We start from the raw sequence: 20,483 nt of genomic DNA on the forward strand, positions 1-20,483 counted from the left end.
TTACAGCAGATTAAGATTTGCAGAAATGGTGCTTTTTTGTACTTTTGTGACGGAGAGTTGTCAGAGTGGTCGATTGAGGCAGTCTTGAAAACTGTTGATCTGTCAAAGGATCCGCGGGTTCGAATCCCCCACTCTCCGCCAGGCAAAAATGCTACCCAAAAGGGGTGGCATTTTTTGTTTTTAACCGGCCTGAGCACTTCAGCTCAAAGGCCAGATTAAAAACAAAAAATGCCAGGAGTGCAGCGACAAGCATTTTTGGTTGAAGCCTCCCCCAAAAGGGATCAGCGAGAGTAACGAGCTAATCCCTCACTCTCCGTATAACGAGAATCATTTCTCATCAACGTAGGGCTGTTCGACAACGATCAGCCCTACCTGTTTTAAAAACAGCGAGTTACAATTCAATTTCGATTAAAAACCATGTATATTTTTGCTGCTTTTTGTAGAAATCTTTCTGCCTCAGAAACAAACAAACAATAAAATCTGCATTAAAATAGTTTTAAGTATAATAGTCATTAAATTAACAGCCTTTATTTATGACCGCTTTAATCATTATCGATGTACAGTATGATTTTTTACCAGGTGGCGCCTTAGCTGTTAACCATGGTGATGAAATCGTCCAAACCATTAACGAATTACAACCAAAATATGATCTGGTAGTGGCCACGCAAGACTGGCATCCTGAAGGCCATAAAAGTTTCTTTACTTCCCACCCAAATAAAACACCGTTTGAAGAAATATCGTTAAACGGATTAACTCAGGTGCTATGGCCCGAGCATTGCATACAGGGAACAAGGGGAGCCGAATTAGTTTCAGAGCTTTCAACGAATGCTATCGAGGCTATTTTTAGAAAAGGAATGGATAAAGAAATAGATAGTTACAGTGGCTTTTTTGATAATGCCAGAAAAAAATCTACCGGCATGGCCGACTATCTTAAAGGAAGAGGAGTTACCGAGGTAGCCGTTTGTGGATTGGCCACCGATTTCTGTGTATATTATACTGCCAATGATGCCTTAGACTTAGGTTTTAAATCAAGTATTATAGAATGCGCTTCCAAGCCGATAAATTCAGAAAGATCTGAACTTGTTAAAAAAGACTTTCAACTAATGGGAGGAACTGTTATTTAGCCACTTAACAGCATATTTCCCTAAAAGCTTTATTTATACAAATATTACTATGATCATGATATCAAGCATCTTTATACGTAAAATACTTTCACAAAAAAATCAATACACAAATCTTATAACGACATTATAAACAATAAAAATACATAATTAATAATTATTTGTTTAATTTAGTAATCAAAAAATAATTATATGAAAACTAAATTAAAAAACACTCTTTGTGCAGCTCTTACCTGTGTATCATTATTATCTTTCAGTAATAACTCCGCAAATGCAGCTATCCTAAAATCAGGAACTAACGATCCCTCCCCAGAAGAAATGAAGTTAATATTTAATATGATTGATAAAGATGGAAATGGTGCTATTACCTTGCGCGAATGGAACATCTCGGGCTTCACTGCATATGAAAAAGTATTTAATAATCTTGATGCCGATGGGTCTGGTGATCTGAATTTCAATGAATTTTTAGTTTTAGATTATTATTTATTACGTGATCTTAATGTTTAATGGCTGATAATCTGGCGCCATACGACATTGCTCATTCATTTAAGTAAATCAGATAAAAAACGTACTCTATTTTACTTATTCAAGGACATTAATTATAAGAGTATTAAGCATAAGAAAGCGGCAACGATCCTTGATCGTTGCCGCTTTCTTATGCTTAATCATGAGCAATAAACTCCTTACCTTTTCAGTTCAATCAAATTCTTCAACAATTCCGATTGTCTATCAATTGTTTTCTGCTGTTCAATAATATGAAGCGTAAGTTCTTCTATTTTCTCCATCATCCTCGCCTGCATCTCACTTACATTCACACCTTCTTTCATTAATTCTTTAGCTGAAGGTATTGATAATTTTACTGCACATATTTTTTTCAGAAACAGATCATGAAGAAAGAAGCAATTGTAAATAACAACTCCAGTTGTAAGACCAGAATATTAGCGATTAAGGATACAATGGGAATATTATCCGGTAAATGGAAGTTTCATATTCTCGGCACACTGATCCTTGAGAATAAATTACGGTTTATGGACTTATTGAGAGAAATTGATGGAATAGGTGCCAAAATGCTGTCTAAGGAACTTCAAGACATGGAAGTCAACCATCTGATAACCAGGACTATTTTAAATACAAAGCCCATAACAGTAGAATATGAAATCACTGAATATGGAAAAACATTAAGTCCGATTATAGATGAAATAGCTAAATGGGGTATAGCTTACAGAGACTCCATATCTGGAAAATAGTCGATTAAGAATTCACCAAAGAATACCTACGGTAAAGTAAATTTGCTAAACGATAAAAAAATACAAAGATAGGAGCAAAAATTGCATCAGTCATCCAACATGATTTTTGCAAACCAGTACTCACAATCTACTATAAGTATGGTCTCCCTATCTTTTTCTACCTTATGCAAAGGTAATAGTTGTTTATGATGACTTCCAAAGTTCAGACACCGCATAAAGATGCTACTCAGTTTCATGTAATACTCACTCCACACAAAGACTATATCAAACTGATAATCAACAAAAAAGACAAGCCATATCTGTACAAAATCCTCATGGAAAATTTCAATAAAAAATATAAAAACAGCACAATCTGATATCAGATCATGCTGTCGGGGATTGGTGTGATTTTCTTAAATACCTTCAGACTCTGAGCATTGCTAAAAGTTCCCCTTTATTAAAAAATAGCTTTGATAAATATTTGATAGGATTTAGAGATTCACAAAATCTGAAAATTTAAAACCTGATCATAATAGAACCAGAACAAGGAGATGCAGCCAGGGACTTACAATAATTACCCCAGGCAATTTCAGGATAATCCCATTTGTTATTGATATACAGGATAAGTTGTTCATCAGCCATCCGATCAATACGACAAGAAACATCCGCCAGTGGAGAAATCACTGAAATCCTGGACAGCCTTGCACCTGAAAGTGTATAATAATAAATATTTTCTTTCATGCTCTTCGCTTTATTGGTTAGCGGTTTTTCACTCCTGGCACCCTTGTCTGACCAGTAATAATAGTTACGTGTATCTTGTCCCCAGGATTGTACTGGCTTTACACCATAAGCAACCTGTTTACTCTCATAAAGATGAGTTTCCCCATCGTTTCCGGCAAAATCTCCTTCGGGATAATAGTTCCAATAGCCATTACGTTTCCAGTCAAGCTGGTCAATATCATCAGGCATATAGTATTTAAGACCAATCTCTCTGAGATATCCATTTGGTTCACCTACTGTATGGTAGTTCGTGGTAAGCTCTCCGCTCTCATTCAATGTAATATTAAAATAGGCTTTCAGTCCCTGGTAAGTTCCTTCAATGGAGATCAGGGCAACACCATTGCTGATTTCACATTTAAGAGCTGTTTTTTTCCAGTCCTGATCAAGGATCAAAAATTTATTCGCACTTTTTCTTACTTCAGCACCAGTTAAATGATTCAGATTTACATCTATATTCAGGAACGGACCTTTTTTAATAAACACTTTTCCGTTTGATGTTGCATGCTCAATTAAACCACTTGCCTTAGAGACAGGGATCTCAAAACCATCTCCTTTAATTAGATACATAGCTGCATTTTCAACAAGTGTCAATGCTCCCCGATGTGTTGCAACGGGCATACTGACCGGACGTTCTCCGAAATAGTATTCGTATGTATCTATGACCAGGCCATTGCGGTCAACAAAGTTCATTAAAACTGATTTTCCGGCTTTCCAGTTTTCTGCAGGTAGTTCAAAATGCCCTTTTTTATGTGGATTGATATTCGGAAGGGTTATCGTTTTCTTCCGGTTCTCATAGGTATACTCCAATTTCACTTCATTCAGAAAAGTATGATCAAACCGGTTATACACCGAAAACTGAATCTTTTGATTTGGAATAAAGTTTTTGATTACTTTTCCTTCATCTAAAATACGGATCGGTGACTGAGCTTTTTTAACAGACCAGAATTCTGGTTTAGGTCTTCTCCATACATCTACAATCCCCCACTCTCCATAGCCTACTGCATGACCCTGGAAATCTGCTGGTTTGGCAGTTTTAGAAAACTCATTCCAAAAAGGAATTCCTTTTTTCAATTTCGTGGGAATATTAAAAGTTTCATCAACATAACCCCATATGGCTCCTCCCAGACCACCTTTTGTCGGGAACAAACGTCCCCACATCATATCTAACGAGATCCCCCAGAATTCTCTGATATTCGGATCATCACGTAAAGTCTGATAAGTATAACAGGCAGGATGCGCCCATTCATCAAATAATGCGGGTATACCTTCACTTCCTTCATAACCTTTAGTTGTTTTCCCATACTGAGTCAGATTACCGTCCACATCCTGATAATGCATACTCAAAATATCATAGATCTTGTCTTCACTGCTCTGTGTACCCGGATAACTCCAGATTACAGGCCTGGTCTTATCGGCCCCTTTCACATAATCCCGGCTTTGTTTAAAGTTACTTCCGTATTGGGATTCATTGCCAATAGACCAGATGACAACAGCAGGATGTGATCTGAAAGTATTGACCATTTCACGGCACTGGCTTAAATATTGGGCGGTATAATCCGGGTTATCCTGAGTAGCTCCGGGCGCATAATTTTTTTGTCTGTAGGTATCCACAAAACAAACAGATGTTTCTACTTCCACATATATCCCAAAACGATTACATAATTCAACAAAACGCTCAGAAGGCGGATAGTGGGAAGTACGGATAAAATTGATATTCGATTCTTTAAGTAACTTAACATCCAGACTATCATAATATGGAGTACTGACACGACCAAGAACCGGGTGCAAATCATGACGATTAGCACCTCTCAATTTTACAGGTTTTCCATTAACCAGCATCTGATTCGCTACGATCTTTATTTCTCTGAATCCGACTGCTTTACTAAATGAATAAATGTCTTTACCGTCTTTCTTCACCTTTACCACTAAACGATATAAATCAGGATGTTCAGCATCCCATTTCAAAGGATTTGAAACCCGGAAACTGTTTACGTTTTGCCCATCTTTAACTGTAAACTGACGATTCGTCTGTGGCACAGGCTGATGATGTTTATCTAATAAAACATACTGGATCGTTGTTCCTGCTGCCTTTTCAGCATTGTAACTCAATTTCAGCAACCCATCCCGGAAATCATTTTCCAGATCTGTTTCTACTCCAAAATCATGTATACTATTTACCGGTGTCGCAAAAAGAGTAACATCTCTTAAAATCCCGCCAATCGGGTGATGCGCGTAACCTGAAGCATAAGAGATATCGTCTAACCTATCCTGAATTTCCAGAGACACTGTATTTGGTTTTTCAAATGAAACATATGGAGTTATATCGCTTTCCCATCTGGAAAACCCTCCTTTATGTGTCCTTAGAGTTTTTCCATTAACACTTAATATGGCCTGACTATATACCCCATCAAACCTTAAAACAATCTTCTTTCCTTTAAAATCAGCTGGAAGCAAAAACTCCTTCTTATAAAAGAAAGATTTGTCATGTTCAATACCATATCCCTGCATCACAGCTTCTGCAGGTACATGAATCAGATCCCATCCCGAACCGGTATCAAACTTAAACTGCCATTCTCCATTTAGAGATATAAGAGGCCTTTTAACACCAATGACACGGCCGGGCAATTCGTAAGCCTGTTCCTGACCTGAAACATTCATGGCTAAAATCACAAATACAAAAAGAAACAATATTTTTTTTGACATCTTCATTAAAAAATTTGATTACTAAACTTCAAATTAAACCCTACAATCTTTAAGGTAACCTTATAGAGTCCAGAGAACAAAGCTATCACCATCCAAATCAGAAAACTAAAACCTGAGATACATAAACTGAAACTTTTTATACCTTTTCACACCCGGGAAAATCACTAACAGGTCCCTGACCCGTAACTAAGTATTTATACCCTGTCAAAAGGGTGTTTTCCCGGAAATAAAAGGGTGCTTTAGCGGTGTTACCCCGTATAACATGTCAGTACATTTATGAAATAAACCTCAAAAAAACAGACATGAACAAAGAAATCAAAAAAATCGACAACATTACTGACTTGCGTAATGAGTTAAAAAGCATTCCCCGCGTAAGACTCCAATTTGCAAAAGCAATGACTGATCTTTTACACAGCCATCACATTAGTGTAAGTGGCGACCTGCTGGGTAAGCTGAATATTGCACATTGTGAAGAGCTCGAGAAATTAGGAGCTGATGGTGGCTCTACATTTGGAACATGGACTAATTAATAACCATGAGCAGCAAAATTGAAATTATAGAAGGAGGCATCTTTGAAGAAGTTGCCCCTTCTGTTTTCGAGGCAGATATGCTGTCTGCGGAAATATGCGAAGACATTCTTTCGGAATTCAGCGGCATACAACCCTGGAAACAAGCTAAAATAGCCGTTTCCCAGAAAACCGAATCCGGGATAAACGACATTATAGGCATTATTGACATTACCCAGCGCAATTCTCAGCGCATGCGTTTCAGGGAATTAGATATGCTGACTAAACCTAAGACCAGCGAATGTTTAAACCGCATTCAGCGCCAGGTAAGCCGCTTTGCGAGCCAGGAATTTGGTCTGGACTTCAATGAATTCGGCGGTGAAGAAATTGTGCGATATCCTGTAGGAGGTGTATTTACGCCACATACAGATACGCATAAAGGTAATTCTCAGCGCGCATTTACAGTCATCATCTATCTTAATGACAACTTTAGTGACGGTGAAACCAGTTTTCCGGATTTAGACTATAAATGCAGTCCAAAAACCGGCCGTGTGCTCCTTTTTCTGTCAACAGAATTACACAGCGGATTACCGGTAGCTGCCGGAGAGAAAAACATCATTGTCTTCTGGGGTTTCTTCCCGGGCAGTATGGATAAAGACAGAATAAGTAACTTTTTCAAAGCAGATTAATTACATTCCAGATGATCACTCCGGCTCAAACTATTTCTTCAACTGCACCTGCGGCCATACAGATTCTCGAGGCCATGGAAAAACCATTATCCCTATGGCTGGGACAGACAGAATTTAATAACTGGTTAGCACAGGTTGACAATCTGCCCAGCTGCAGTGCTTTATTCCTGGAAATCTCCACGAATTCCCTCAGACCGGGATGCGACGTAATTACCAGCGTCAGAGCCTCCGATGGTACACTCACAGAGCTCTTGATCAATCCTATTACTGAAACCTCTGCTGCGTGGCAGAAAACGGGCGCTATGCTTACAAGATGGCAGCAGCAGTTGCAGGGGCAATCCGGATATCTGCGTACACATTGCTTTAGCATGTGGCTGGAATTTGACATTCAGCAGCAGCAGCACAAGGCGGGAGATCCTGCTGTATTTATTGCATTAACCCCACAAGCCAGAATCACAGAACTGGCCGGAGATCTGATTGATTATCCTGATTTGCAATATGCCCTGCAACGCAGCAAAAGCCTGCTGGAAAAAGTTGCAGGAACAGATACCTTAGTATTAGGCCATATTGGCTATATGGCTTCCCGGCAAAAAGAAGAAAACAAAATATTACCCTTACGCAGCTGCTGGCGTTGTAATGATCTTTCACATTTTTATCAGTTACTGGAACTGGCAGCTATACCATTCGAGCTTTCGGTGGTGAATAAAGAACTTCAATGGCTGGAAAACCTCTCTGTATATGTGAATTCCATGATGCTTGATCTGGACAGTGATACAGCTTTTCTATCAGATTTCTCCCTGGAACTGAACGTCTATAAACCCTATGCGCCCCCGGCAGCAGAAAGGGAAAATGAGCTTTTCCGGATAATTGCAGACGCTGGTTTTATGAAAATAGCACAACAGCAGAAACTGCTGCACTTCAGTAATACCTACTATTTAAAGAATGACCAGGGATTTATATCTTCCCTGCATCATATCAAACTGAAATTTTCCAATTCAAAAATACAGGAAGTCAAGTGTTACTGGCAGGCTTCTGCAAAACCCCGCTCATGGTAAAACACTATACCTCAACCCCATAAATCCGGGATTCCTCTTCCCATGGATGATAACCCTGACCGATATAGCTAAACCCATATTTTTCATAATAGCCAACATGATCAGTACACAGATACATATGCCGGAATCCCGCTTTTTTGGTATCCTGTTTTGCTTTTTCAAGCAACAGCGATCCATAGGCATGCCCTCTGTATTTTTCATCTACATAAACTGCGCAAACCCATGGATACAAGTCCATTCTGCTAATAAAATCGTTAGGCACCAATCCTGCACAACCTATGATTTCCCCACCGTTTTCAAGCAGGTACCATTGCGGCAGATCACCACCTGCATTTATACTGTGATTCACACAGTCTTCATAGATTACCGGCGGTACCTCTTCCCAGATTTCCTGCAGATAAGCTATTGCCCTGTCCTTATATTCCGGGGTTTCCCGCACTGATATGACCTTTACCATAGTCTGACAAATATATTAAATTTAAGAAACCGGATTCACCTAAACATAAAAACACCAAGATGAATGACTTCATGCCCCAGATCAAACATATTGTACATGTGATGCTCGAAAACCGATCATTTGATAACCTGCTTGGCTGGTTATACGAGGAGGAAGAGAAAAAGAATATCATCACTGTTATTGATACCAATAATCCGCAGCAATTTAACGGACTTCAAACTGACTTCTACAATCTGGACAAAAACAATGTCAAACAATTTGTAATTAAAGGAACTGAGAATAACTTCCGGATTCCGGCATTCGATCCGCATGAACCATTTGAACATGTCCGGACACAATGTTATACTTCATTAACTCCCGGAGTACCCTATCCTACCAATATCCCCGAAATGGGTGGTTTTTATGTAGATTATGACAACTGGCCAAACACGCCTGAGGATATCATGAAAACCTACACTCCTGATGAATTAAGCATGATTAACGGTCTGGCTAAAAATTTTGCAGTCTGTGATCAGTGGTTTGCTTCCATTCCATCACAAACAAATTGCAACAGAGCATTCGCTGCCACTGGAAATTCTATTGGAAAAGATAATTACTCCAGTAAAGAAGGTGCCTGGGTGGATAATCATTTTGATTTGCTTGACCCGGTAAAGTTAAAGGTTGATTTTACAGAACAAACACACTGGAATATCTTAAGTAATGCGGGTTTCAATACCACAGACGACTGGATGATCTATCACAGCAAATTATGGTACCTGAGCGATTACTGTTATACCCGGGATTTGTTCACACAAATTCAGAGTGATGAATTCAGTAATCATTTTGATGACATATCCACCTTTTATAAGCGTGCAGCAGCTGGAACTTTACCTTCCTATTCATTTCTGGAACCCAGATGGACAACCATGTACGGAGACTTCGGTATTCATGGAAATGATTATCATCCACCAGGCAATGTAGGGCCGGGCGAAGAATTTTTAAGTGAACTTTATCAGGCTGTCACGCAGGGTCCGGCATGGAACGAGACCCTGTTTATTATCACTTTTGATGAGCATGGCGGCACCTATGATCATTTCCCTATCGCTACCGGTGCAACTCCCCCATGGCAGGACGGTAATCCTCCATGCCCTGAGAATTTAGAACTGGGCTTTAACTTTGATACGTTTGGGGTACGTGTACCAGCTATTTTTGTCTCTCCCTATATTCAGCCTAATACTGTATTCCGGCAGGAACCCACAGCTGTACCTTTTGATCATACCTCTGTTATAGCGACTATTTTAAAGTGGAAAGGAATAGATCCGGTAACCTGTGGTTTAGGTGCCAGAGTTGCCAATGCGCCTACATTTGAAGCCGTACTGAATGCTGAAGAACCCCGTAATCAGGTGCCGGTAATCCAGCCAAGCCCTGAAATACCCGCTCCTGCTGATGAAGAGCCGAATGACCTGCAAAAATCGGTTGCAGCCAGAGCCATATTACATACCATCAGGAGAAACCAGACAGACGAGCAGGAAGGAATAAATTTATACAGACAACATGTTCATGCAGCAAAAACATTAACAGCACTGAAAGATGGTTTTCATGAAGTGATGAAGCAGCTGCACGGATAGCAGTTTATCAGACTATTTTTGTACCAGTCTCTTCAGCTGACCCAAATCCTCCTTTAATCCACTGATCACTTCTGTGAGCAGCCGTACATTGTTATCGTCCTGGTTTAGCAGCCAGGACCATTCCTGATCCGGTAGTTTGAACTGTTTTTTGAACATCAATGGGATTTTGTTGCTTTGGATAGTGAGCACACAGGCATAAAAATACAGGCATTCAATAATCCCTACCAATGTTCTCAGGTAATACAATTTCAATTTTTTATAACTCTTGGATCGCTTGTAGAGCAGAACGAAGGGCCTGAACCGTTGTGACTGTATAACTATAGTTCCGTTCTCCAGGTCTTCGGTCTCTTCAATACCAAATCTTAAGATCAGTTCCATTTTGAGGTCAATCAATTTAAGCTGGGCACTCCGGCAATTCTGAACAAATGGATCATCTATTTTTTTAAAGAACTCATCTTCATCTATAGATTTTTCCCAGGCATCATTAAAATCTTTAGCATAGGCCTTCATTGACCTTTTAAATGTCAGATAGTACACATATTCGTAAAGATCAGAATGCATATAGGTTGTTAATACGCCCAACCCTCTGATACAAAGATTCTGATCAAAAGGATCTTCCCTGGAAACTTTCATAAAAATTAATTCTAATATGGTCAGCTTAACGCTGGATATCGATACTTTCTCCTATTGCTGGCAGATAAAGCGTCAGATCAGATTTTTCAAATTCCTTAACAGCATCATCCTTATCAATTTTAATCAGTCCAAACGTATCATAATGAACACCGATAACCTGATCTACTTTAACAAACTGTGCAGCTTCGATAGCATCTTCAACACCCATAGTCAATACATCGCCTATTGGAAAAACAGCAAAGTCTAGATCTATCCATCTTGGTATCAAAGTCATATCCAGAGTGAGACCGGTATCGCCGCTGTAATAAAAATTACCATCAACAGTCTCGAGCACAAAACCGCAGGCTACTCCTGCATAACTTCCATCAGAAAAACTGCTTGAATGTTGTCCGATAACAGATTTCACTGTTCCAAAATCGAAAGTGGCTTTACCTCCAGGATTAATAGGATGCACTTTTTTAAGCCCTTGTTTCTTAAAATATTCATACAGCTCCCAGATTCCCAGAACCATCGCACCTGTCCGGTTTGCGATAGTTACCACATCGAGCATATGATCAAAATGACCATGAGAGACAAAAATGTAATCAGCCTTAATCTCATCAATATTAATAGCGCTGGCTAATTCGTTTCCGGAGATAAACGGGTCAAAAAGGATATGTTTACCTGCTGCGATTACTGAGAAACATGCATGACCGTAATATGTAACTTTCATTGGAATATTTGCTTTTTAAAGGTGACCACATTATTATTTACTACCTGGTTTCTCTTGATTGCTGCTGTACATAACGGTTTTATTTACCGTGTTTTTTAATAATTTTTCTTAAACAGCTATAAGATGAACCGAGTCTGTTAATTTACAAAATCATTTTAAAGAATGTTATTTAACTTTCAAAAAAAGCCCCAGCCAAAATCAGCTAGGGTCACCAGAAGATAAAACCATGACCTGAATCCACAGGTCATGGCTGTAATTGATTGTCAAAGCAGGCTAATCACGACATCAATATTGCCTCTTGTAGCTTTGGAATACGGACAGGTTTGATGTGCAGCTTCGGTCAGTGCAAGGGCAACTTCAGTTTCCAGTCCGGGCAGACTCACCTGAAGACGGGCCTGCAGGAAATAACCATCGCCAGCTGTACCCAGGTCAATTTCTGTATCAATAGCAGCAGCAGCCGGAAGAGTAATCTTCATTTTAGCTGCAGCCAGTTTCATCGCTCCGATAAAACAAGCTGATCAGCCGGCAGCTAACAATTGCTCAGGATTAGTTCCTGCACCTGTTGTTCCGGGCGATGAAAGTTTAACGGACAGACGGCCATCAGAACTCAGAGATTCGCCATCTCTGCCACCGGTAGTGTGGGTCTTACCTGTATAAAGTACTTTTTCGATTGGGGTGATGTGATCAGACATTTTGATTCATTTAATTGGTGAATATTCGTTTTGTTATTTTTAATCAGCTGATTTACGTAAAGACTTAAATGCTGCACGGATTTCCTCTGCAAAAAGCTGCGGTTCTTCCCAGGCAGCGAAGTGACCGCCTTTGTTTACTTCATTGAAATAAATCAGCTTTTTATAGCTGCGCTCTGCCCAGCTTTTAGGAGCCTGATAGATTTCTCCGGGAAAAACTGTAATTGCTGCAGGGATAGTGACATTGACAGCATTGAAATTATTAGCATTATTCTCCCAGTAAAGCTGCGCAGAAGAAACTGCAGTATTGGTTAACCAGTAAAGAGAGATATCATCCAGTATTTCATCTCTGGTCAATGATTTCTCGGCATCTCCCCCGCTATAGGTCCATTCGTTAAATTTGTCATAAAAGAAAGCCGCAAGGCCAACAGGGGAATCAGACAACCCATAACCTAAAGTCTGCGGACGGGTAACCATCATGGCAGCATAACCTCCGCCTTTGGTGTATAAGTGATTCAGGGATTTAAATGCAGCCTGTTCTTTGGCAGAGAGTCCGGCTGGTGGCTGCTCTCCATTTTTTAGTGCTTTAGCCACATCTGCCGGAACTGTTGCCGGCATGTTCACATGAATTCCCAGCAATCCCTGAGGTTTTTGCAGTGCCATTTTATCTGCCACTACTGAACCCCAGTCTCCTCCCTGGGAAACGTAATATTTATAACCTAAACGTTTCATCAGTACATCCCAGGCTTTTGCAATATGGTCTGCATCCCATCCTGTACCCTGTGGTCTTCCTGAAAAACCATAACCCGGCATGGATGGCAGGACAAGATCAAAAGCATCTTCAGCTTTACCTCCGTAAGCTGTAGGGTCGGTAAGCGGGCCTGCGATTTTCAGCAGTTCAAAAATTGAACCCGGCCAGCCATGAGTTACAATAAGCGGCATGGCGTGGGGATGTTTAGAACGGATGTGTACAAACTGGATATCCAATCCGTCAATAGTGGTGATAAACTGAGGCAGTGCATTCAGTTTTGCTTCAGCTTTGCGCCAGTCATAGTCTGTGCCCCAGTAAGCTGCAAGTTTTTTGATTTTCTCCAGCTTTACGCCCTGAGACTGATCTGTAACAGTTTCCTGTCCCGGCCACCTGGTTGCTGCTACACGCTGACGCAGATCAGCTACGGCTGTTTCAGGCACATTAATGTGAAAGTGACGGATCGAATCTGCAGATCCGGCTGCCGGAGCAGTCTGTGCAAAGGTCGGGGCTGCAAGTAGCAGGGTCGCTGCGGTAATCAGGGTACCGGCAAAGATGTTTTTATTCATTTTCATGGGATAATTTTTTAGATTGTGTTTTAATTTCTTCTTCAAAAGTATCCCTGATTCCCCCTCTCCAAATCAGTAAACAGGCTGTATAGACCGATTTGATCCTGAACCAGTCATTTACGGGTTTGAATTGTAAAAAATAGGTTATCAAGCTATTTCGAAACTAATATGTTTTAGTTTTAGATAAATTAACCCCTAACTCCATTATGAAGAAAACCTTACTTGCCATTGCGCTGGTATTTTCTGCTACAACCCTCTTTGCACAGCAAACTACCACCTATCCCGTTAACGGGTCTTATGATACCAGGCCTGGTATGTTCGCCTTTACCAATGCCACTATTGTAGTAAACTCCAGTCAGACACTTACCAATGCTACACTGCTGATCAAAGGACAAACTATTCAGGCCGCCGGTTCTGGTCTGGCCGTCCCTAAAGGTTATGTTGTTATTGACCTGAAAGGGAAATTTATCTATCCTTCATTAATTGATGCTTTTTCGGGCTATGGTTTAGCTGAACCTGTAGTACAGCCTCGCGGAGCACGTCAGTCTATTTTTGTCTCGACCAAAAAAGGTGCTTATGGATGGAATCAGGCAATCAGACCTGAGACGCAGGTGAAAAGTATTTTTTCTGCTGACAGCAAGAAAGCTGATGAACTCAGGAAAGCTGGTTTCGGGAGTGTAAATGTCATTAACCGCGATGGTATTGCAAGAGGAACCTCTGCTGCAGTTACCCTGAATGAAAGTCCTGATAATAACATATTTCTGAAAGATCAGACCGCCGCAAATTACTCTTTCAGTAAAGGTTCATCCTCCAATGATTATCCGGCATCATTAATGGGCGCTATCGCGCTTCTGCGTCAGACTTATTATGATGCACAATGGTATGGCCAGCAAAAGGAGGAATATAATATCTCGCTGGAAGAGTTCTCCAAACAGCAAAATATACCTCAGATTTTTGAGGTTGAAGGCTGGGCCAATATCCTCCGGGCTGATAAAATCGGTAAGGAATTTGGCAAACAATATATCATTAAGTCCAGTGGGGATGAATATCAGCGTATCAATGAAGTTAAAGCGACAGGTGCAAGTCTGATCATTCCGCTGAATTTTCCTAAAGCCTATGATGTGGAAGATCCTGCAGAGGCAAGAAATATCACACTGGCACAAATGAAAGCCTGGGAAATGGCACCGGCAAACCCTGCAGCACTGGAAAAAGCAGGGATTAAATTTGCCCTGACTTCCTTTGGACTGGAAAACACCCGTGATTTCTGGACCAATATCCGTCTTGCTATTGAAAATGGACTGACTGAAAAACAAGCTTTACAGGCTGTTACTGAAATTCCAGCAGCTCTTCTTGGAATTAGCGCTCAGGTTGGTTCGCTGGAAAAAGGTAAAATTGCTAACTTCCTGATCTCATCTGACAACCTGTTTAAAAGCGGAAATATAATATTTGAAAACTGGGTACAGGGAAAACGTTTCATTGTCAACAAAATGGACGTGGCTGATGTACGTGGAATATATAATTTAACTATTGACGGGATTAACCCGCTGACACTGAAAATCACGGGAACACAGGGCGGTTCAGTCGCTTCCATTGAAAGAAGTGGAGCAGATAGTGTTAAAACCACTGCCGCTTTTACCAGAAATGGGGACTGGGTATCGATCAGCTTCAATCTGAAGAAAAATCCTGATGGTTATATCCGTTTAAGCGGTTACTTAACTGCTGCAAGCCCGTTGCTGTTTAAAGGTGAGGCCGCATTGCCGGATGGAAAATCAGCTCTTTTCACCGCTGCTTATAAAGATGCAGCAAAAGAAAACGCTAAAAAAGATGAGCCAAAACCAAATCTGGCTATGGGTACATTAATTTATCCTTTTGGCGCTTTTGGAAATGCAAAATTGCCTGAACAGGAAAATGTACTGATCAAAAATGCAACTGTCTGGACCAATGAAAAAGAAGGTGTATTACAGCAGGCAGATGTACTGCTGGAAAATGGCAAAATTAAAGCTGTTGGTAAAAATCTGACTGCTGGAAATGCAAAAGTAATTGATGCCACTGGTAAACATGTAACGGCAGGAATTATTGACGAACACTCTCATATCGCTGGCAGCGGAGGGATTAATGAAGGTACCCAGTCTGTTTCTGCCGAAGTGCGTATAGCAGACGTAATCAATTCTGAGGATGTAAATATCTATCGCCAGCTGGCCGGTGGTGTCACGACCTCACATATTTTACATGGCTCGGCAAACCCTATCGGCGGCCAGTCCCAGCTGATTAAATTACGCTGGGGTAAAGCACCTGAAGAATTAAAATTTGCCGGTGCTGATGGCTTTATCAAATTCGCATTGGGTGAAAATGTAAAACAGAGTAATTTTGGCAACGGTGCGCGCTTCCCGGTAACACGTATGGGCGTTGAACAAACATTTGTTGATGAATTTACGCGTGCAAAAGAATATCAGAAAGCCATTGGGGTTAAAGGAAACCATGTTCGCCGGGATTTAGAACTGGATGCCGTTGCAGAAATTCTTAATAACAAGCGCTTCATAACCTGCCATTCTTATGTGCAGAGCGAAATCAATATGCTAATTCATGTTGCAGATAGTCTTGGCTTTAAGATCAATACGTTCACGCATATTTTAGAAGGTTATAAAGTGGCCGCTCAAATGAAAGCCCATGGTATTGCGGGTTCTACTTTTTCAGATTGGTGGGCTTACAAAAATGAAGTGGCTGAGGCCATTCCCTATAATGGAAAAATCATGCATAATGTAGGGATCACAACTGCTTTCAACTCTGACGATGCAGAAATGGCGCGTCATCTAAACCAGGAAGCCGGTAAAGCAGTGCTGTATGGTAATGTTCCTGAAGAGGAAGCTTTAAAATTTGTCACTTTAAATCCTGCAAAAATACTACATATAGCTGATCGTGTGGGAAGCTTAAAAGCGGGTAAAGATGCTGATGTGGTCATATGGTCAGCTAATCCGCTGTCTATTTATGCCAAAGCAGAAAAAACCTTTGTGGATGGCATTGCTTACTGGGATATAGACAAAGATGCCGCGCTGATCAAAAATCAGCAGGCTGAAAAAGCCCGTTTAATTCAAAAAATGTTAAACAGCAAAAGCAGTGGCTCTGCTACGCAGCGGGCGCTGGGCAATGCTCCCCGTCTTTACAATTGTGAAACTTTAGAAGATTATTCAGCAGAATTAAACGAATCAGAACATGCACACTAACTTAAAAACATATTTACTCAGCCTGCTTTTATCGGCATCGGCCATTACTTCTTTTGCACAGGCTAATATATCGCCTGCAAAAAAACAGGATAAAACCATTGCTGTTACCGGAGCCACCATACATATAGGAAACGGAACTGTAATTGAGAACGGAACTATCCTATTTGGAAATGGCAAAATTATATCAGTAAGAGCTGACGGACAGGTTCCTCAGGATGATGTAATGCGTATTGACGCTGCCGGAAAACACATTTATCCAGGCTTTATTGCAGCTACCACAAACCTTGGATTAACAGAGATTGAGGCCGTAAAAGCCACTCTTGATTTTTCAGAAATCGGAGATTATAATGCGCATATCCGTTCAATAGTAGCTTATAATACAGATTCAAAAGTTCCTGCAACTTTACGCAGTAATGGTGTTTTGCTGGCTCAACCGACCCCGCAGGGCGGAATAATTTCTGGCAGTTCTGCCGTTGTTCAGCTCGATGCCTGGAACTGGGAAGATGCTGCTGTTAAAATTAATGATGCCATGCATATGAGCTGGCCGGCTACACCCCGTTTCAGAGAATCAGGCAGAGGACAAACTTCAGCTGAAGTAACAGCAGAGCGTACGCAATCAACCATCAATCAACTGACCTCATTCTTTGCCGAAGCAAAAGCTTATTCGGAAATGGGTAAAGCTGAAGTTATCAATACCCGCTTTGAAGCCATGAAACCTGTATTTACTGGTAAAGAGAAACTATTTATCAAGGCAAACAGTGCGAAAGAGATCGTTGCAGCAGTAAATTTCGCCAAAAAATTCGGGATTACACCAGTCATTACCGATGCGGATGAAGCTTATCTGGTTATTGATTTTTTAAAAACCAACAATATTACTGTGGTAGTGAAACAGCCTCACGCATTGCCAAATAACAATGATGATGATGTAAACATGCCCTATAAAAATGCAGCTGTGCTTGCTAATGCGGGTTTAAATGTGGTTTTGAGTATTGATGGTTACTGGCAGCAGCGCAATCTGCCTTTTATGGCCGGAACCGTTGCCGCCTGGGGTCTGGATAAAGAAAAAGCATTATCTGCTATTACACTGAATGCAGCCAGAGCTATGGGGGTAGATCAGTTAACGGGAAGTCTTGAAGCTGGAAAAGACGCTACTTTTTTCATTTCTGCAGGTGATGCACTGGACATGAAAACGAATAAAGTGGAACAGGCATTTATTCAGGGCAGAGCTATCAATCTGGATAACCTGCATAAGCAACTGGACAAAAAATTCAGTGATAAATACGCTTCTGAAAAGATTAATTAGCCGGATTACGACCGCAAGTTTCTGTTCTTTTCAATAAAAAAGCCGCTCCTTTCGGGAGCGGCTTTTTCGATTATTTAGATTTTTTCTAAAGAAGATCTCTCTTTTATGACCATAAAGTCTGGCTTCATGTAAATTATTATGCATTTGGCGTAAAAAACTAAGCTGTTAATTGTAGTGCACTATTTTTGCTATAAATAAATACAAAAATTAACTCTCAGTATTAGTTTATAGCCCGAATCATTAATTACTCAAAAACCATAAATTTTATTTCAAGTGAAAAAAGTAAATCTACTCTCTATTCTGGTGATAGGACTTGCCGTGTCCTGTAAAAAAGAAGCAAAAATTGCTTCAAACGATGCTAATGAACAAAACAAGGATTCACAATTAAGTGTTTTCCAGGACAGAAAAATCATCGAAAATCCTATGATTGAAATAGGTAAAGGTTCGAACCTGAATTTCAGTCAGTTACTTAACAACCAAAAAGCAAGCAGCGGGATTGTCAGAGACAGTGTCTGGTCCAATAACGAAGGAAAAACAGTATTCGTGGAAACGGATGATGTAATGGTTTCAAACGAGAACTGGGACCTCGCCTATCCGGGTGCAATTTTCAACAGTAAATCTATTGTAAATGGTTATTTGTTTAATCCGCTAAGTGTAAGAGACTATGATCCGCTACCAATCAGAGCAAGTCTTTCAATTCCTGGTACTAACGTTGGTGGTACTATCGAAAACCCTGATATCTCATCAGCACGTGATTTTGTTGGTCAGGTAATTGCCAGACAGGGTACTGTTCCTCAAATCAACAGTTTCTCTTATACTTCAAATCAGTTTACTGACTATAATGAACTTAAATATACCTTTGGTGCTAACGTAGATATCGGTAAAATCGTAAGTATCGGCGTTAACGGCGGCGGAACTAAAATTAAAGCCCGTACTGGTGTAATTGCCAAATTTGTTCAGGAGAACTTCACTGTAGATATGTCATTGCCTAAAAAAACAGAGCTGATCAGTGTTAGTGATGCCAATTCATTAATGGGTGAATATGCTCCTGTTTATGTAAACTCAGTAACTTATGGAAGATTTGGAGTATTTATGGCTGAAACTGATGCTTCATACCAGGATTTCAACGTAGCTTTTAAAGCTGGTTTAAACATCGGTATTGTAAAATCTGATATCAATGTAACTTCTGCTCAGAAAGAATTACTGGACAAAGCTAAAATTACAATTTATATGAAATTCGGACCGGGTCAGGCTTATGTAGCTACTGTAAATGGTTATGATGCATTCAAAAATGCCATATTAGCCGGTGCATCAGTTACCAGTGACAGTTACGGAGGACCAATTTCATTCAGAATGAGAAACCTGAAAAACTTTGCACTGTTTAAAACAATCTTCAAAATCAATCTTGCTAATAATTAAACAGATAAAAATCATGAATGTCTATTTATTAAGCAGAATGAAGGTTTCTTTATTCGGTATCTGTGGCTTGCTGCTCATCAGCACTTATGGATGCAAAAAAAGTGATTCTCTGAAAGCAGGCCAGCAATCAGCTGATCAGCATACAGGATCACCTAAAACCCAGGGTTTAGTTGAATCTTCTGATTTTACCGTCATGGATAATAACGCTGATCTCGTTTATGCGGGTAATATTATCTCCGGAAAACTACTGACTGATTCTGCAAAGTTCTGGGGCCTGAATGATTATCAGAAATTACCAATCAGAATCAGTTGTTCTTTTCCTGGTCAGAATACCGGTGATGTAATCAATACGCCAAGAATGTCTTCTTTCAGACAGACCTTACAGAATATTCTCAGGAGACAAACCTTTCAGAATACACAGATTGGTGCATTCGCTTATACTTACAGACCATTCTATGATTATGATGAACTGAGAAAAGAATTTGGCTATAATTTAAGCGTGAGAGGACTCTTTTCTTCTTCTTCTACAAGTTTGATGCATAATGTTACCACAATCAAAAAAAGATTTGGTTTTGTGGCCAGTTTTGAAATTGAAAACTTTACTGTGGATGTACCTCTGCCTAAAAAGACTGAATTAGTCAGCGAGACTGATCTTGCTGCTTTGGTTGCTACAGGTGAGGATCCACTGTATATCAATTCCATTTCATATGGTCAGAAAGGTATCCTTTCGGTAGAAACGAATCTCGATATGGAAGAGACCAACAAAGCTTTTACCAAGGTGACCAAAAAGATCTTCAAGAAAACTACGGAAACTATGACCGAATACGAGAAAAATCTGATCCAGCAATCAACAATTACCTTGTTTTTAGTTGGCGGACCAAATTCCGGCAGTCCGATCACGATAGATGGATATAATTCATTTATTACTTATGTGACTTCATTGGGAGACTTCTCTGCCGATAATCCTGGTTATCCAACCAGTTTCCGCTTAAGAAGACTAAAAGACTATTCACTGTTTAAGCTTAACGTTAATTTGCCAAATTAA

Annotated in this window: 19 protein-coding genes and 1 tRNA gene; 12 read left to right on the forward strand and 8 right to left on the reverse strand. The window is 40.2% G+C overall.

What is annotated here, in order from left to right:
* Nucleotides 1-51: 51 nt before the first annotated feature.
* From PL_RS03915 to PL_RS03925, 3 genes are all read left to right on the forward strand, one after another.
* Nucleotides 52-141, forward strand: a tRNA-Ser gene (locus tag PL_RS03915).
* 392 nt (nucleotides 142-533) lie between these two features.
* Nucleotides 534-1,124, forward strand: a complete 591-nt coding sequence (gene pncA, locus PL_RS03920; protein ID WP_041884018.1) for a bifunctional nicotinamidase/pyrazinamidase — start codon at nucleotides 534-536, stop codon at nucleotides 1,122-1,124.
* 189 nt (nucleotides 1,125-1,313) lie between these two features.
* The gene (locus tag PL_RS03925; protein WP_041884020.1) at nucleotides 1,314-1,628 is read left to right on the forward strand and encodes an EF-hand domain-containing protein; all 315 of its coding nucleotides are present in this window, start codon (nucleotides 1,314-1,316) and stop codon (nucleotides 1,626-1,628) included.
* 176 nt (nucleotides 1,629-1,804) lie between these two features.
* On the opposite strand, the gene PL_RS03930 is transcribed toward PL_RS03925, so the two are convergent.
* On the reverse strand, nucleotides 1,805-1,948 hold the full coding sequence (locus PL_RS03930) for a hypothetical protein (protein WP_160292135.1): 144 nt from the start codon (nucleotides 1,946-1,948) through the stop codon (nucleotides 1,805-1,807).
* A 60-nt stretch (nucleotides 1,949-2,008) separates the two neighbouring features.
* On the opposite strand from PL_RS03930, the gene PL_RS03935 reads away from it, so the two are divergent.
* Nucleotides 2,009-2,368 carry a winged helix-turn-helix transcriptional regulator gene (locus PL_RS03935; protein ID WP_041884021.1) on the forward strand — a complete coding sequence of 120 codons (360 nt, stop codon included), beginning with the start codon at nucleotides 2,009-2,011 and terminating at the stop codon, nucleotides 2,366-2,368.
* 495 nt (nucleotides 2,369-2,863) lie between these two features.
* Here PL_RS03935 and PL_RS03940 read toward each other — a convergent pair whose 3' ends face one another.
* Nucleotides 2,864-5,830, reverse strand: coding sequence for a glycoside hydrolase family 2 TIM barrel-domain containing protein (locus PL_RS03940; protein WP_200890777.1), 2,967 nt, complete (start codon nucleotides 5,828-5,830; stop codon nucleotides 2,864-2,866).
* Nucleotides 5,831-6,132: 302 nt separating this feature from the next.
* Between PL_RS03940 and PL_RS03945 the strand changes: the two genes are divergently transcribed.
* Genes PL_RS03945 through PL_RS03955 form a run of 3 tightly spaced genes read left to right on the forward strand, consistent with a single transcriptional unit; the run spans nucleotide 6,133 to nucleotide 8,080 of the window.
* Nucleotides 6,133-6,360, forward strand: coding sequence for a hypothetical protein (locus PL_RS03945; RefSeq protein ID WP_041884026.1), 228 nt, complete (start codon nucleotides 6,133-6,135; stop codon nucleotides 6,358-6,360).
* Between the two features lie 5 nt (nucleotides 6,361-6,365).
* On the forward strand, nucleotides 6,366-7,025 hold the full coding sequence (locus PL_RS03950) for a 2OG-Fe(II) oxygenase (RefSeq protein ID WP_041884027.1): 660 nt from the start codon (nucleotides 6,366-6,368) through the stop codon (nucleotides 7,023-7,025).
* 11 nt (nucleotides 7,026-7,036) lie between these two features.
* Nucleotides 7,037-8,080, forward strand: a complete 1,044-nt coding sequence (locus PL_RS03955; protein WP_041884028.1) for a hypothetical protein — start codon at nucleotides 7,037-7,039, stop codon at nucleotides 8,078-8,080.
* A 4-nt stretch (nucleotides 8,081-8,084) separates the two neighbouring features.
* On the opposite strand, the gene PL_RS03960 is transcribed toward PL_RS03955, so the two are convergent.
* A complete protein-coding gene (locus PL_RS03960; RefSeq protein WP_041884029.1) occupies nucleotides 8,085-8,537 on the reverse strand; it encodes a GNAT family N-acetyltransferase in 453 nt (150 codons plus the stop codon).
* A gap of 59 nt (nucleotides 8,538-8,596) precedes the next feature.
* On the opposite strand from PL_RS03960, the gene PL_RS03965 reads away from it, so the two are divergent.
* Nucleotides 8,597-10,144, forward strand: a complete 1,548-nt coding sequence (locus tag PL_RS03965; protein ID WP_041884032.1) for an alkaline phosphatase family protein — start codon at nucleotides 8,597-8,599, stop codon at nucleotides 10,142-10,144.
* Nucleotides 10,145-10,156: 12 nt separating this feature from the next.
* Here PL_RS03965 and PL_RS03970 read toward each other — a convergent pair whose 3' ends face one another.
* From PL_RS03970 to PL_RS03990, 5 genes are all read right to left on the reverse strand, one after another.
* A complete protein-coding gene (locus tag PL_RS03970; RefSeq protein ID WP_041884033.1) occupies nucleotides 10,157-10,777 on the reverse strand; it encodes a hypothetical protein in 621 nt (206 codons plus the stop codon).
* Nucleotides 10,778-10,802: 25 nt separating this feature from the next.
* On the reverse strand, nucleotides 10,803-11,489 hold the full coding sequence (locus tag PL_RS03975; protein ID WP_041884035.1) for a metal-dependent hydrolase: 687 nt from the start codon (nucleotides 11,487-11,489) through the stop codon (nucleotides 10,803-10,805).
* A gap of 263 nt (nucleotides 11,490-11,752) precedes the next feature.
* Nucleotides 11,753-11,995: a hypothetical protein gene (locus PL_RS03980; protein ID WP_316933282.1), complete on the reverse strand. Its 243-nt coding sequence runs from the start codon at nucleotides 11,993-11,995 to the stop codon at nucleotides 11,753-11,755.
* Nucleotides 11,996-12,007: 12 nt separating this feature from the next.
* A complete protein-coding gene (locus tag PL_RS03985) occupies nucleotides 12,008-12,181 on the reverse strand; it encodes a hypothetical protein (RefSeq protein WP_316933281.1) in 174 nt (57 codons plus the stop codon).
* 39 nt (nucleotides 12,182-12,220) lie between these two features.
* A complete protein-coding gene (locus tag PL_RS03990) occupies nucleotides 12,221-13,501 on the reverse strand; it encodes an alpha/beta fold hydrolase (RefSeq protein WP_087149095.1) in 1,281 nt (426 codons plus the stop codon).
* A 200-nt stretch (nucleotides 13,502-13,701) separates the two neighbouring features.
* Between PL_RS03990 and PL_RS03995 the strand changes: the two genes are divergently transcribed.
* The 4 genes from PL_RS03995 to PL_RS04010 all read left to right on the forward strand — a co-directional run bounded on the left by PL_RS03995 (nucleotide 13,702) and on the right by PL_RS04010 (nucleotide 20,483).
* The gene (locus tag PL_RS03995; RefSeq protein ID WP_041884036.1) at nucleotides 13,702-16,716 is read left to right on the forward strand and encodes an amidohydrolase family protein; all 3,015 of its coding nucleotides are present in this window, start codon (nucleotides 13,702-13,704) and stop codon (nucleotides 16,714-16,716) included.
* Nucleotides 16,706-18,019 carry an amidohydrolase family protein gene (locus PL_RS04000; protein ID WP_041884038.1) on the forward strand — a complete coding sequence of 438 codons (1,314 nt, stop codon included), beginning with the start codon at nucleotides 16,706-16,708 and terminating at the stop codon, nucleotides 18,017-18,019. Before PL_RS03995 ends, PL_RS04000 begins: the two co-directional genes overlap by 11 nt.
* Nucleotides 18,020-18,292: 273 nt before the next feature.
* Nucleotides 18,293-19,438 carry a thiol-activated cytolysin family protein gene (locus PL_RS04005; RefSeq protein WP_041884039.1) on the forward strand — a complete coding sequence of 382 codons (1,146 nt, stop codon included), beginning with the start codon at nucleotides 18,293-18,295 and terminating at the stop codon, nucleotides 19,436-19,438.
* A 13-nt stretch (nucleotides 19,439-19,451) separates the two neighbouring features.
* Complete coding sequence (locus tag PL_RS04010; protein ID WP_152620350.1) at nucleotides 19,452-20,483, forward strand: thiol-activated cytolysin family protein; 1,032 nt, start codon at nucleotides 19,452-19,454, stop codon at nucleotides 20,481-20,483.

Origin of the sequence: Pedobacter lusitanus, from assembly GCF_040026395.1 — a bacterium.
GTDB classification, from domain to species: Bacteria; Bacteroidota; Bacteroidia; order Sphingobacteriales; family Sphingobacteriaceae; genus Pedobacter; species Pedobacter lusitanus.